This is a genomic window from Microvirga sp. HBU67558 (genome assembly GCF_018069605.1).
GTDB lineage: Bacteria > Pseudomonadota > Alphaproteobacteria > Rhizobiales > Beijerinckiaceae > Microvirga > Microvirga terrae.
The window spans coordinates 23,682-36,826 of sequence record NZ_JAGPUP010000505.1 but is presented as its reverse complement, the minus strand read 5'-3'; the positions used below and the strand labels follow the sequence as shown (position 1 = coordinate 36,826).

Below are 13,145 nucleotides of genomic sequence, written 5' to 3'. Positions count from 1 at the left end.
ACGTCCCCAGGGCGGGCGCCATGTCCCTCGAGGAAGGCGGCCCGCTTCTCGTGAAACTCCTCATCTGTGTGAGTGGGGATGACGTGCACCACACCGTCAGAATGGGAGACGGAGGCCTCCAGCTTTGCCAAGCGACTGCGTGTCGTCCGGTTCATGGGGCAATCCCCTCCTGAGAGCGGGAAACTCCCGTAATGATCCGGTACACGGCATTGTCGTCCTTGGAGACGTCGCCGGCCTCAATGAGAACGGCATGTTTCGCTTCTGCTTCCTCTAGGGAACGGGCAACGATCCGGCGCCAGGGACGAGCGCCCCGGGAGGTGAACGCTGCCGCCTCGAGGCGAGAGACACGCGAGAGGATTCCCCTGCTCATTGTTGACACTCCGGACGCGCCAGCATCTCCAGCCGATCCTCATGAGTTTCTGTGACGGGGATCGTCTGCGGTTCCCTGAACTCCCGCTGCTCCGGGGCCAGGCTGAAGTTCCAATCGAAGAAGAAGTCATCCGGCTTGGCGCGGTCGGACTGGATCAATCCTGCCTTCTGAGCCTCGAAGTCCTCCGGGCTCCGTTCGTAGATGACGTGCAGGTGCCCAAGAGCCCTTGGCCCTGCGGCTGCCTCCAACCTCATGAGGCGGTTCGTCAATGCCCTGCTCATTTCTGCCCCTGCGCTGCTTCCAGCTTCTCGAGACGTTGTTGGATCTCGTGCAACTCGACAGCCTTGGTGAAGCCGTCCACCAACTTGGCGAGCTCGCCAGCCTCCCCCGGGGTGATGTCCCCGTTGGCTACCGCCTCCGCCAGGGCTGCCGTCGCCTTCACCGCATCCCCGGCCGTCTCCAGCTTCGGGAGGGTGAACATCACAGGCCGATCCTTTCGGGGCGGCATGATCCGATCCATCACCATCCGGAGAGCCACACTGTCGCCGGCAAGCGCCATCTCGACAGCCTTCCGCGTGATGGCCTCTGCTTCCCCGTCTAATAGGGCCTCCAGGGCCAAAGTCGTCTTGTTGCGGGTTCCCTTAGGGCGTCCCGCGTTTCCCGCCTGGAAGGGCTTCCCCCGCGTATTTTTCGCGTTCTTTCGCGGCGTCGAGGTGCCCGTCATGGTCTCAGCTTCCATGCGCCTCCTCCATGGTAGCCGCCCAACGCACACACAGCAGGGTCTCCGGATCACGACCCCTTTCCCCAGAGGCGAATGTGGAAAGCCCCTCCACCTCGAGGCGAGCTACCGCGTCCAGATCCTGCGCAGAGTTCGATACGGCAGCCCGTGGCGCCGCTTCCGCGGAATTCCGCGGCTTCCTACCTGTCATGGTCATCAAAGGATTCCCTGCGGCGAGTTCGAATTGTAGCCGGCCATCTCGCTGTAGGAGCCATCGCCCACGGTGGCGTTCCCCGAACGATCCTCACCCGTAGGCGAGCGTTCGCCCCGGGAGTTGTAGCCAGGCCCGTAGCCCATGGTTGCGGAATCCCAATTGTCCCAGCTTGCGGCCGGCCCGCCGAAAATGCCCCCGAGCATGTCGCCAAAGTTTGTGTCCCCCCCGAAGAGGTCGCTGATGGCATTGAAGGCCTGCCCACCGAACTTGCCCGTCTGGTAGCCCATGAAGGCGCCCATTGGCCCACCCGTCACAAGACCCAAGGCGCCGCCAATCAGGCCGGGAGTGCTCCAGCCGGAGGTGAGGCTGCTCGACATCTTGTCCATGAAGCCGGGGTGATAGCCCTTCGCAATGTCAGGATTGGCCATCGCATCCATGAAACTCGTGTCCGGCTTGGTGGAGAAGCCCAGACCGTCCTTGATGGCATCCACGGGCGAGGCGTACCCGCCGATGGTCAGGCCTGTCTTGTCATTCCAGCCGAAGGGACCAAACGAGGACGTTGTTGCGGGAGCGGTCGACGCCATCTCGTTCATGAAGTTCTCATAGGACTTGCCGAAGTTGTCGAGATCCAACCCGGCGAGACCGCCCACTCCGGTTGTGTAGCCGCCCCAGCCATCGGGACCGACGCCAGGGTTCCAGCCCTCCGGGGCGCCGCTGGTCGGAGCCGACCGGACAGCAGCCGCGGGAGCCGAGGCGACTGGTGCGCTTGGCCTCGTCGGAGGGGTCGGCTTGCTCAACCGAGCAGGAGCCATAGCCGGGCCAACTGCCGTTCCCGTCGTGGGATTGGTGAACCCAGCCAGACCAAAGGAATTCAGCCCCGATGCCACTGGAGCCTCGAGGGATGCGATGTCCGTATTGAAGCCTGACGACGTGGCTGAGAACGACTTGGTGGCGGCGTTGTAGGCTGCCAGATCCCGCTCGTATTGTGCCTTCTCCCGATCGTACTCAGACATGGCCCGTTCATAGGCCTGCTGTTCCTTCTCGGAGACGCGGCCCAGGTCCGCATTCAGGCGGCCGGCAATCGCCTCGTTGTCCATATCCGAGCGGTGCCAGCCAGTCGCGGCAGCGGCGTCGTTCAAGGCGGTGATGCCGAACGCCTCATTGGTGCGAGCCTCGAGGGACGGCGCGTTGAAATCAGGGACGTTGCCCCAAGGACCGGAATCCACCCCGGCCGAGAAGCCTGAGGGAGCGAAGCCCTCTGCATTGATCCCGAAGGTTTCACCCATCCCGAGAGCGCCAGGCGAGACGATGCCCAGATCCGTCTCCGGATACCCCGTCTCAATGGCACGTTCTGGAATGGCGCCGTTGAAGCGAGCGTCAAAGTTGGCTTGGTCGATCAGCCCCGGGGCGTTGAAGCCCTCGAAACCAGGCGTCCATCCTGCATCGAATGCTTGAGGGGAGCCCATGGGAGCGCCACCGAACAGTGCAGCAGCATCCGGCGAGGTGAAACCCTGCGACGGACCAAGAGGCTGCCCACTGAATGCCCCGGCAGGTGCAAGGGAGCCAGTACCCGTGATGGCGTCGGGTCCATCGATAGGACTCGGCCCGACAGGATCGAGATATCCAGCGAAATCCACCCGCCCGACCGGATCCGGCAGGCTGATAGCCTCATAGCTGTTGTCCGGGGTGATGCCGAAGTTCTCGGCGAACCCAAGCGCCCCGGGGGGATCAATCCCGAGCCGCCCCGTGACGTCAGGAACGTCTACGGCCCTCAATCCGGTCGGCTGCACCAGGTCGTTGTAGTTCAGGCCCGGCATGACGTCCTGCTCGAGATCCTTCGAGAGGTAGTTCTGAGCCTCGCGCTGAACGATGGAGGCAGCCGCCATGATGTCCCCACGGTTCACGTGAGCCGTGATGTCCGGAACCATGTCGTCGGGGATATCAACGCCCGTGAGAGCGGCAGCCGCGGCGAAGCGGGAAGCGAAATCCTTGGAGGTTGGCGCCTTCACGCCCGCAGGCCATCCACCCGTCGGGGAAAGGCTGTGCCCGCCGAACCGAGAGCGATTACGGCCAACACCCGCGTCCTTTTCAAAGCCAGGGGCAGAGAAATGCTCGACGCCCAATCCTAGGTCGATGCCAAGGTCTCGGGCTTTGACCGCCACCTCCACCGCCTTCTGAGCCCGCATGTAGCTGTCCTGCCGGATGCCAAGGGCTGGGGAGAACGTGGGATCGTAGGCGGATTTGAGAGCAGCCTGGAGGCCAGACTTGAAGTTCTGGAAACCTGCCGGCGAGGCGCCCCGAATGTCCTTGTTGAAAGTCGGCGAGAACTGCCGGCCTGCGGCAGGAAGAGACCGCCCCTTCAGGGTGGCATCAACCATCGTCTCCGCATCGAAGGGAGCCGAGAAGACATCGCCAAGAGCGGCCGAGCGAGACAGGTAAGTGCTCGGGTTCTGCGCACGGTTGAGGGCTGTGGCGGCAATCAGGCCCATGCCAACAAGGCCTTCATGCATGGCCTCGCCCATGGTCATGCCGACGGACATGGCGTAGTCGATATCGCTGACGCCGAATTCGGAAAGAGGATTAGGCATCTATCGCGCCTCCGGGGGCAGCGTCATGGGTGCGCCGAAATCATACGAGGGACGAGAACGGGTCTGTTCCTGTGCCCCGGGGTAGCTTCCCATCGGGGGCGGGTTGTATTTCTTGCGGTAGGCCTCATAAGCCTCCTCCGCCGCCTCCTTGTTTCCCTGGAGGGTGAAGCGGACAATCTCATCCAGCTCGCGGCTCCGGTCCGAGTGCAGCAGCGCCTCATAGTCGGACTTCGGGCCGCCTGTCGGAGGACGGACGGGTTCGTAGGTGTTATCACGCGCCATGATGGGGCTCCCCAGCGCCAGAGTTGTCAGGATGATGATGGCGAGGCGGTTCATGGCTTGATCCTTGATCGGTCGACGTCCCCGTGAGGTTACGCCGTTTCGCGGCCTCGGGATCCACCTTCATGAGGATGAGATGCCCAATCGACCGCACGAAGTGGTCCATGTTCGCCTCGAGGACGGGAGACTTACTGTCCATAGGAGCCTCCCACCGCCGATGAGGTTGCCAGGGCAGAGCGCCGGGCGAGAACCTGGGAGAGAGCCTTCTGGGCTCCCTTGCTGGAGATGGGAGCCTTCAGCAGAGCCGTCTTCGCCAACTGCGGGTCCGTCATCATCTCAAGCACCAGGTCGTCGACCTTCTTGAGACCAGCAGCCCGCATGGAGCCAAGGACTCCCTTCAGGCCGGCGCCCGCAGCACCCACCGCCGCTCCTGTGAAGTCCCCAATGAGGGCACCACCGCCAGCAGCCACGAGGATCTGAGAGAACAGGCTCTTGTTGCCGGCCTTCTCCGTGTGCTTGTCGAGGACCGCACCGATGTCCTGGGGCGTATTGGACTGCCCCGGGGTTTTCACCGCGGACAGAGACCGCTCAGAGCGCTTGATGTCGTCAGCGATGGCCTGGAGGCGAAGGACATGCTCCTGTCCGAAGACCAGCGTCAGAGCGTTCTTCTTCGACCGGATGAATCCTTGGAAAGCGTCAGCCCTGATGCCGTTCTCTCCGGATGCCGCAACCTCCTTGTTGGAGATGAACCGCTCCTGGACATACTCGGCCACCGCCCGGCGCAGGCCTTCCTTGGCCTTCGGGTTCTTGTTGGCGGCCGCTACGAGTTGGGCCATCTGCTTGTTGGCATCGCCGCTGTTCAGGATCCGGCCAATCGCCCCGGGGAGGTCTGCCGTCTCAATCTTGGCAACCTTGCCGAGAACGCTCTTGTTGAAGGCATCCAGTCGCTGCTTCCGGAGCGCCGCCACCTGCTCGAGGGTCTGAGAGGCCAACGACGCATTGGCGAACTTCGCACGGACGTCTTGGGGCAGTTCCCGCAGCGCATCAGCATGAGAGGACCGCCACCTCTGGAGCTTCGCGGCGTCAATCGTGCCGTCAGCCTTGAAGACGTTGGCCTTCTGGAGGGACAGGGCCGCCGCCTCTGCCACGTCGCTCATCTTGGCCCCAGCCTTCACCAGAGCCTTGATGCGTTCCCCACCCGTAGGACCAGGCATGAACGCATTCTTGGCCACCGAGCCGTCCGCCATGCGGAAGCTGCCCTTCTCACCTTCTCGGCGAAGCATCGGGGCAACGTACCCCTGACGGAAGGTCTTGTGCTTGTCGCGGGTCGCCTCAGTGGCTGCCCGATACCGATTGCCCACCTCCGGATCGTCCTTGTACCCATCCAAGAGCGAACCAGCGGAAGAACCTTCCCGCGGGGCATAGGCTGCCATCACAGGCCCCTCGTCCTCGAGGGACATGACGGCCCGCTCATATGCCGTGATGGCGTCGGTTTCTTCGCCCCGGGCGATCCTCTCAACGGCATCGTTGAAGGCCCGAGCGCTCATCTCCTCCGGACGGACACCGACGTTCTGGAGTTCCTCCCGTAGCTGCCTCGAGGCGGCGAGGAAATCCGCTTCCTGCCCATCAGGCTCAAGGCCACCCAATCGCATCTGGTCCGCCGCCGTGAACGTCTTGCGGCCAGCCCGCTCGTTCTCGATGGCGTCATACAGTTCCTTGGTGATGTCGCGGCTGGAGTAGCCGTCCGCATCGCGAGGAAGATAGCCCTCCTCGATCAGCTTGTTGCGCCAGTACCCATCGACCGAACGACCTTCAGGACGAGCCAACTTGCCGAAGCGGCCGACGGATACGTTGCCCCAATCCCGAGCCGTGCTTTCGGCATCGAGAGGCAGGCCGCCGTTCTTGGCGATGAATTGGGTTAGGGAGAGCCCGCGGCCTTGTTGCGCAGAGCCTTGTACTCGCGAAGAGCCCGCAAATGATCCAGGTCCGCGTCCTTGCGCAGACGCTTCTCCACCCAAGCCAGAAACCGAGCCCGCTCGTAGGGTTCCAGCGGCGCGATTGCCGCTTCCAATTCCTTGAGCAGATCCGGCTTGGAACTCATCGACGAGGGCCTGGAAACGTCCGTTGGTGGCGGGATCGGAAGCAATCCGCTCTGCCGCACTTCTCTCCATAGCCGACCGGAGAACCTGCTGCAATTGCGTCAGGCGGGCATAGGTCCGGGTTGAACCCTTCCGGCTCAACTCCTCACGCATGGTTTCCTTGATGACAGACTGGAGATCCATCATCTCGCGGAGGGAGACGACACTAGGCTTGTCGCGGATCAGATCCGTGATGGCTCGCTCTTCACGCGAAACCCGCAGCTTCGCGGCATCGCTCAGGCTGTCGTAGATGCTGGCCACCTTCTGCTTGGCACCCTGGATGGGAGCGGTGAGGGTTCCGTCCGGATCAACGGCATTCCAGAGGGAGGCCTCACGCTGCCGAGCCAGCTCCTCGGCATCCTGCATATCGCCCCGGAGCGAGCGTCCGACGGCGTCAGCGTCCTCGCTGGGACGGAGACGGCCAGCCGCGTCTTCAGCCGCGGCGCGGGCCTTGGTTTCATACCCTGCGGTGATGCTGTCGATTTCATCCAGTTGGCCCCGAAGGAAGGAGACAATCTCCTCCGCATTCCCTTCCCCCTGGACGGAGCGCAAGGACTCCAGCCTGGACGAATTCTGGGCGCCCCGGCGTTCGGCGAACACCTCCGGATTGGCTGTCTGCAATTCCCGCTCAAGGGAACCGAGCCCCATGTCACCCGTCGCCTGGAACGTGGTGGGCCTCGACCCCGGAACGAGTTCGGCCTCGGATCCTTCATCGATTTCCCGAAGGGCGGCTTCAGGATCCGAGGCCGCGCCATAGATGCGGGCCTTGGCCGCCTGCTCCCGAGCCTCGGGCGACCGCAGGAGGGCTCGATCCAGTGCATTGGTCGCAGACTGGAAACCCTGCCGTGCCAACGTGGGGACAGCGGCCCCGGTGACGCCGAGAGCCAAGCCCCCGACGGTTCCGAGGAGCGGGTTGACGTCGTTCTCAACCGCCGTCTGGGCACCAGTCCCCGCAAGGCCGCCGATGGCAGCCTGCGTGAAGGGAGCGTCTGCCAATTCCGTGAGAACCCGCCTCGTCCCGCCCTCGACTGTCTTCGCGCCGACCTTGGCAAGACCCGCCCCGGACAGAGCCTCGAGGGCAGTCTGTCCGCCGGCAACCGCAATGCGTTCGCCCTCCGTCTCCGGCTTCGGCAGGCCGAGAGCATCGGCCCCGGCCTCACCGAGGGACGAGACGGCATTGGTCATCTTGAACGGATCGCGATAAGGAACCTCCTGTGCCCCGAGAGCACGGGCGCCGACGTTGTAGGCCTGGCGCGTCATGTTCTCGAGGAAGCCAATCGTCCCGTCGTAGGCGAGAGCCGGAAGACCAGCGACTGCCCCGGGGACGGCCTGCACACCAGCACGGCCTGCGAGACCCGCGGCGCGTCCGGCCGTGAGTTCAGGTTCTTCCTGCGGCATCCCCAGGACGAGCCTTTCCATGGACGTCCATTTGCCGCCACCAGGTTTCCCAGGCTCTCCAGGCGTGGTGGATCCGGCACCGTCCCCGGTAATCCCGAGGGACTGTGCAATTTCCTCCACGGTTGCGTTCTGCTGCTCCGGCGAGAGCTTCAGGAAATCGTCACTGACTTCGACTTCCCTGTTGCCGATGGTGAGAGTTGTCATGCGTCACCTCACCGTGCCGACCAGGTGACGCCCGAGGACGTCTTGCCGCTGGCAGCCTGTTGGGCCGTGACCGATGCACGGTTCTGGCCGACGGGCTTCCGTGCCCCGGAGTAAACCCGCTTCTGCACTTCCTCGAACGTCGGGGACTCGAACTCGGGATAATCAGTGTCGACCTGGCGCTTGGAGCGGCGTCCCGTGAGAGCTTCACGCTGGGCGCTCCGGAGAGCCGCCCGAAGGCGATACTGCTTGTCCAGCACAGTGGCGGCGTTGTCGCCCTGCTGCACCAGGTACTGGTTGGCCTCTTCCCGCGCTTCCGACTCCGAACGGCCAGCACCCGTCAACATGCGGACGAGAGCCTCAGAGCCAATCTTCATGTCGCGCTGGAGAGAGCCGCTCTTACCGAAGCCAAGGCCATCGATGGGGCCCGTAATCTTCGGATCCTGCGATTTCAGATCCGACTCGATGCCGCCGAAGCGCTTGAAATACTCGTTCGCCAGACCGAAGCGGCCGGCGATTTCAGCGGGAAGAGGTTCGTTGATGTCCCTGTCCGGATCCTGCGGGCCGCCGGGGATCGGCGCCAGCTTGCCGTCAGGGCCATAGGCATAACCCGACGGTGCGTTGGGAGCACCCTTCTTCTCACGCAGGAACTTCGCGAATTCCGGATCACGCTTCGCCAACTCGAATTCGACCATGTCGTCGGTCGTGGCAGGCTTAGTCTCGAGGCCGAGCTTGTAACGCTTGGCCTTCTGCAACTCCTCAGGGGACAGACCCTGCGTGAGGCGGTCCCATTCGGTCGGCTCGCGGCGCTTGTATTTGTCGAGCGCCAGGGAGTCGAGGACGTCCGGCATGTTGGCGAGTTCCGGATGACCGATTTCCTCGGCGAACTTCTGATACCCGACGCGCTTCTGTTCGAGCTCCGCCTGCCTCTGTCGCTGGATGCGCAACGCGTTATCCTGCTGGGCGCCTTCTGCGAAGCCCTTAATGCCACCGCCCCAGCCCTCACCGTCGAGGAGGGCGGCCGCCATCTGCAATTGGGCATAGGGGTTCTGGTCCGCCATGCGGTTCAGACCCCCGAGGATGCCCGACCCGTACTGCGGGGACGGCACTCCCGTCGCCATTGCTCCGGGAGTGCTGCTCAGGATCCCGAAGCCTCCGGACCCCATATCGCCGAAGATCCCGCCAAGAATTCCACCGCTCATGTCCTGGCCTCCTTACGAGAACGCACCGAGGCCACCGAGGATTCCTCCTCCCAAGGCGCCCCAAGGACCGAGCAGGGAGTTGCCAGCCATCGCGCCACCCAAGATGCCTTGAGCCGCGGACGGCGTGGCCTTCGTGGCGGTTGTGGTCTTGCCCATGCCGGCAATCGGGTTGATGAAGTTGGAGAGCTGCGAGAGACGGTCGAACTTCGCGTCGTACTTGGCCTGATCCCGCTGCTGGTAGTAGTCGCCGACGCTCGCCAGGCGGCTGGCAGAGTCGTACCGGAGATTGTTCAGGGCGCCCGTCATCGACATCGCACCCATCATGTTGTCCGCGCCCTGCGAATAGAGCGAGCCCATGGCGCCAGCGGCCGACAGACCACGGTTTGCCGCATCCGAGTACATGTTCCCGAGGATGCCGGCGGATTGCAGTTGCCTGTTCCTGCCGTTTTCGTTGCTTTCCAACATCAAGCGGTCGGTCGCCTGCGAAGCCGCATTGGCGAAGCCTGCGCCGATGGCGTTAGACCCATAACGGCCGCCACCCAGGCGGGTCGATGCCGAATTGAGTGCCTTTTCCCGCTCGGCATTGACGACACTGAGCAGGCGCGGGTCTTCGTTATAGCTGCCGTTGGCGAAGTTCTTCAGGTACCCGGCCGCCTCTTGCAGCTCCGGGGACATGCCGCCGCTCGAAGCAATGCCGCCAAGGATTCCGGCCGCTTGGTTCATGCCAGATGTCATGCCGTTGTTGCTGAGCAGAGACGACTGAGCACCATAGGCTGCATCGAGGTTCGGAACGCCCTGGGCAGCAAGCGAACGCGTCTGGTTCAGAGCATCCTTCGTGTAGGAGTTGAGCGGAGCAAGCGTCGACTTGTTCTTGTACTGGTTATACAAGTTGCCAGCAGTCCCCATGATGTCCTTGAGGGGCTGCTGTGTAGGCTCCCACGGGGACTGCGTGGAGGTCGCGGGCTTACCTTTGCCGCCGCCACCAAACCAATTATCGGACATTGAAAATCTTCTCCAAAGTAATCTGTGTGCGCTTGAAGCCGTGCGGCTCAAGGATGCGCGTCAGGCCCTCGCGGCCTGTTGCGACGAGGCGGGAGCAGCCTTGCTCCCCGAGGAGTTGGAAGAGTTCTGGGAGGACCGATTGCGTGGCTGGGATCGACTTGCCGCCCCACCACATCAGTTCGCCGATGCGTCCCCGCTCGTGATCGAACACGCGGGTTCCGATGGCTGCCACGACTTCGCCCCGGTCCAGGACGAGGTGGATCTGCACATCCCCGGCCTGAATGGCCTCGAGGATGGCTTGCGAATTGCGGCGTTTCGCGAAGGTCTGGAAGTGAGGCATCCAAAGCCCGACTTCCTGCATGGTACGCTCGAGAGGAATGCTGAAGAGCCACGGAGCTCCATCGCCGATAGGAGCCACAGGAGCGCACTCCTGCTCTGCATCGCCCCGGGAGTTATGAAAGGCATCTGCCACAAGGGCGGTGTAGTTCTGGGCAATCTCCCTGGACTGCCGCATGTGCTCCTGGTGTTGAAGGAGATAACCGTGGATCGACAGCCCATCCGTCCGGCCCTGCTCCCAGGATTGGATGATGAGGTCCAAGCACTCACGGGCCTGTCTGATGTGCTCGAGGACGTCGGGTCCTACGACATCGGCAAGCTCACGCAGACTCTCATCAGTGAGGGCGAATGCGTGGACCTGGTCAAACCTCTGCTGAAACGAATTGGAGAGGGGCTGCACCATGATCAGGCGTTCCCCTCTGCCGGTATCGCATCAAGACGAGCGGTGTTCCCGTATTCATTCAGAAGGTTCAGGGCGCCCGTTGCGTGATGGTGGAATCCCCGAAGGGCGTAGTTGAGAGCCTCGGAGTTCCCCGGGGCGTTCCGCATATGGGACAGAACAAGCCCCAGGAATGCCTGGGCTTGCTCCAGATCCACGATGGCAGCCGTGCGGATTTGCTCCCGAGAGAGAGCTTCGTTCGGTTCTGCGCCCACTATTTCCCGCACGTCAGCCCGCATACTCAGGCTCCGGCGCCGAACGAGAAGCTGCCGCGGCCTGAATTGTTGCTGTCCAAATAGGAGAATACGGCACGCCGGATCAGTTCACCCGCGGAGATCCCCTCCTTCTCCGCGGCCCGCTTGATCTTCGCCCGAGTGCCGAGCGGAGCCTGTGCTTTCAAAGGCTCAGGGTACTTCCCGCGCCCATCATCAAAGTTCAAGTGTTCGTAAGAGAAACTCTCAATCATCTCTCCCTCCTGCATAGTGAAGTCCAATGCAGGAGATTCTACCGGATGATCCTCTCACCCTGTAGGCAAGTATTGTACGCTTTTGATACGCTTGTCATTTATTGCTGATATTGCGCGTTGTTTCGGCTCACTCATCCCCGTCTGCTGCCCCGAGGAGACCCGAAACTCTCCCCCTCTGCTTTGAGAGCCTATCTCGCCATAGGTCAGGCGGAAGGTCGCTGAAGCTTGTGAACCCGTGCAGGAGGAATGACTGCACCGCGCTGGAAACAGCCTCTTGGTTATTCTTTTCAGACGAGGTCAAAAAACCGAACTGGCGCAGGAGGTCCAAATCATCGTCATAGATTTCCACTTGAGCTGTGAATGCCACGCGCCGCCGCTTCCTTTCCCTGTACCTTTTGACCCGCACAGCATTTCGCTCGGCCTCGCTCAAGGTGGTCTCGTCCGTAGATGGTGCTTCCATCAGCCGTGATAGAGCTGCTCTGGTACTGAGACAGAGGGAGGCGAGCTTTGAGAGACTCTGCTGGAGATTGACGGTTTCGAGCGCTTCCTGCGGAGGCATAAAACTATCGCGCCCCATCCGGAACAGCGTCTTTGCCCAAGCCGTAGGATACCAATGACCTTTCTTGGATGAGTGCGGGTTGGCCGAAGGATTGATTAATGTCGAGATGACACCGTGAGATGCCCTTTGGATGCGTGCTAGTCCCGTCAGGACGCTCTGCATGGAGAGATCCTGAAGCTCGGCGTCCTTCTCTTCGCGAGCCACAACAAAGCCGACCATGACCCGCTCGAAGCCAAGATCCAATTCCCCTAATGCTTCTCTGAATTCGAACACGGCCTCGGGGAGGACTCCCCGCTCGACCTGATCCCCCGTCGTTGCAGCAGAGACCCAAATCCATTCGTACATCAGGTGCGGAAGGATCCAGAACAGCCTCTGCGAGAATGCAACCACCTTGTCATTTGGGTTCGCGGCTGCCTCCTCGCCAAGGCTCTTGCCCGAGGCCACAACCTTCTCAAGGAACTTTGCGCGATCCGCCCACGTCGACGGGAATTTCAATCCTTCAGGCATTACTGCCCCCCTGCTGCTCACGACGCCCGAAATTCCAGACGGGCACAACGCCGCCCGGGGGAGCACTCTTGTAGTACGCAAGTCCACCCTGATAGCGGATCGAATCCTTCGTGACAGACACAACTGGGGAGCCCCCAGAGATGACGAGGGCGCCAGAGCAATCGGTTCGTATCACGCCCACTGAGTAGTCCACCCCAAACAGTTCCAGCGTCGTCCAGCCATATTCCACCAACTCGCGGCCGAACCGCCGGAGCGTATGGAACGCTGCGGATCGAGTGGGCACCCATTGCCCAGGCCGAAAGCCTGGGCAAGGATCTCGCATCGAAGACATTTCTTCCAAGCGAGAGATCCAGGTCTGCCATTCCGGTGCTGGAGCGGCCGGAGGCTGATGGATTATCTCCGCAACAGCGACTGCCTCTGCCGCGTCCCGGGGCAATCCCCCGTCGTACTCAAGGATTGCCGCCCTCTCCTCAAACGCCGCCCGGATGTCCTCGTCGGACCACCCTCCGGGGAAATTCCTGCTCTCGCAGTTCTCGCCGAACTCTAGCAGTCCGCGCGATTTGCCAGAACCGTTGGAAAATAAGGATTCCTGACGAGTCCTAGCAGAAATAGCAGGAATAGCAGGCCCGTTCGCAGGTGCACTCTCTTCCCGCCCCTTATGGATAGATAATAGATTGATATTATTATTATTTTTTACATTTTTCCTTTCCAGGGGGAGAACAGTACCC

General features: G+C 62.2%; 11 protein-coding genes. 1 reads left to right on the top strand and 10 read right to left on the bottom strand.

Features of this window, described 5'->3' with window-relative positions; genetic code table 11:
• Positions 1 to 151 precede the first annotated feature (151 nt).
• The 8 genes from KBI52_RS12350 to KBI52_RS12315 all read right to left on the bottom strand — a co-directional run bounded on the left by KBI52_RS12350 (position 152) and on the right by KBI52_RS12315 (position 9,831).
• On the bottom strand, positions 152 to 370 hold the full coding sequence (locus KBI52_RS12350) for a hypothetical protein (RefSeq protein ID WP_210807813.1): 219 nt from the start codon (positions 368 to 370) through the stop codon (positions 152 to 154).
• On the bottom strand, positions 367 to 528 hold the full coding sequence (locus tag KBI52_RS12345; RefSeq protein ID WP_210807811.1) for a hypothetical protein: 162 nt from the start codon (positions 526 to 528) through the stop codon (positions 367 to 369). The genes KBI52_RS12350 and KBI52_RS12345 overlap by 4 nt, the downstream gene beginning before the upstream one ends.
• Positions 529 to 647: 119 nt before the next feature.
• Positions 648 to 1,109, bottom strand: coding sequence for a DUF5681 domain-containing protein (locus KBI52_RS12340; protein WP_247654350.1), 462 nt, complete (start codon positions 1,107 to 1,109; stop codon positions 648 to 650).
• A gap of 195 nt (positions 1,110 to 1,304) precedes the next feature.
• Positions 1,305 to 3,890, bottom strand: coding sequence for a hypothetical protein (locus KBI52_RS12335; protein ID WP_210807809.1), 2,586 nt, complete (start codon positions 3,888 to 3,890; stop codon positions 1,305 to 1,307).
• Positions 3,891 to 4,226 carry a hypothetical protein gene (locus KBI52_RS12330; protein WP_173946241.1) on the bottom strand — a complete coding sequence of 112 codons (336 nt, stop codon included), beginning with the start codon at positions 4,224 to 4,226 and terminating at the stop codon, positions 3,891 to 3,893.
• A 131-nt stretch (positions 4,227 to 4,357) separates the two neighbouring features.
• Complete coding sequence (locus KBI52_RS12325) at positions 4,358 to 7,909, bottom strand: hypothetical protein (RefSeq protein ID WP_210807807.1); 3,552 nt, start codon at positions 7,907 to 7,909, stop codon at positions 4,358 to 4,360.
• A gap of 8 nt (positions 7,910 to 7,917) precedes the next feature.
• Positions 7,918 to 9,108 (bottom strand): hypothetical protein, encoded by a 1,191-nt coding sequence (locus KBI52_RS12320; protein ID WP_210807805.1) that lies wholly within the window; start codon positions 9,106 to 9,108, stop codon positions 7,918 to 7,920.
• A 12-nt stretch (positions 9,109 to 9,120) separates the two neighbouring features.
• A complete protein-coding gene (locus tag KBI52_RS12315) occupies positions 9,121 to 9,831 on the bottom strand; it encodes a hypothetical protein (RefSeq protein ID WP_210807803.1) in 711 nt (236 codons plus the stop codon).
• 226 nt (positions 9,832 to 10,057) lie between these two features.
• Between KBI52_RS12315 and KBI52_RS12310 the strand changes: the two genes are divergently transcribed.
• Positions 10,058 to 10,936 carry a hypothetical protein gene (locus KBI52_RS12310; RefSeq protein ID WP_210807801.1) on the top strand — a complete coding sequence of 293 codons (879 nt, stop codon included), beginning with the start codon at positions 10,058 to 10,060 and terminating at the stop codon, positions 10,934 to 10,936.
• Positions 10,937 to 11,126: 190 nt separating this feature from the next.
• On the opposite strand, the gene KBI52_RS12305 is transcribed toward KBI52_RS12310, so the two are convergent.
• Entirely contained in the window at positions 11,127 to 11,366 is a 240-nt protein-coding gene (locus KBI52_RS12305) for a CopG family transcriptional regulator (protein WP_210807799.1), read from the bottom strand.
• A gap of 112 nt (positions 11,367 to 11,478) precedes the next feature.
• On the bottom strand, positions 11,479 to 12,417 hold the full coding sequence (locus tag KBI52_RS12300; RefSeq protein WP_210807797.1) for a hypothetical protein: 939 nt from the start codon (positions 12,415 to 12,417) through the stop codon (positions 11,479 to 11,481).
• Between the last annotated feature and the right edge of the window lie 728 nt (positions 12,418 to 13,145).

Excerpts from the sequence above, each read along its gene's own strand:
- KBI52_RS12350 (WP_210807813.1), bottom strand. The coding sequence starts at position 370 with ATGAGCAGGGGAATCCTCTCGCGTGTCTCTCGCCTCGAGGCGGCAGCG.
- KBI52_RS12340 (WP_247654350.1), bottom strand. The coding sequence starts at position 1,109 with ATGGAAGCTGAGACCATGACGGGCACCTCGACGCCGCGAAAGAACGCG.
- KBI52_RS12335 (WP_210807809.1), bottom strand. The coding sequence starts at position 3,890 with ATGCCTAATCCTCTTTCCGAATTCGGCGTCAGCGATATCGACTACGCC.
- KBI52_RS12330 (WP_173946241.1), bottom strand. The coding sequence starts at position 4,226 with ATGAACCGCCTCGCCATCATCATCCTGACAACTCTGGCGCTGGGGAGC.
- KBI52_RS12325 (WP_210807807.1), bottom strand. The coding sequence starts at position 7,909 with ATGACAACTCTCACCATCGGCAACAGGGAAGTCGAAGTCAGTGACGAT.
- KBI52_RS12320 (WP_210807805.1), bottom strand. The coding sequence starts at position 9,108 with ATGAGCGGTGGAATTCTTGGCGGGATCTTCGGCGATATGGGGTCCGGA.
- KBI52_RS12315 (WP_210807803.1), bottom strand. The coding sequence starts at position 9,831 with ATGAACCAAGCGGCCGGAATCCTTGGCGGCATTGCTTCGAGCGGCGGC.
- KBI52_RS12305 (WP_210807799.1), bottom strand. The coding sequence starts at position 11,366 with ATGCAGGAGGGAGAGATGATTGAGAGTTTCTCTTACGAACACTTGAAC.
- KBI52_RS12300 (WP_210807797.1), bottom strand. The coding sequence starts at position 12,417 with ATGCCTGAAGGATTGAAATTCCCGTCGACGTGGGCGGATCGCGCAAAG.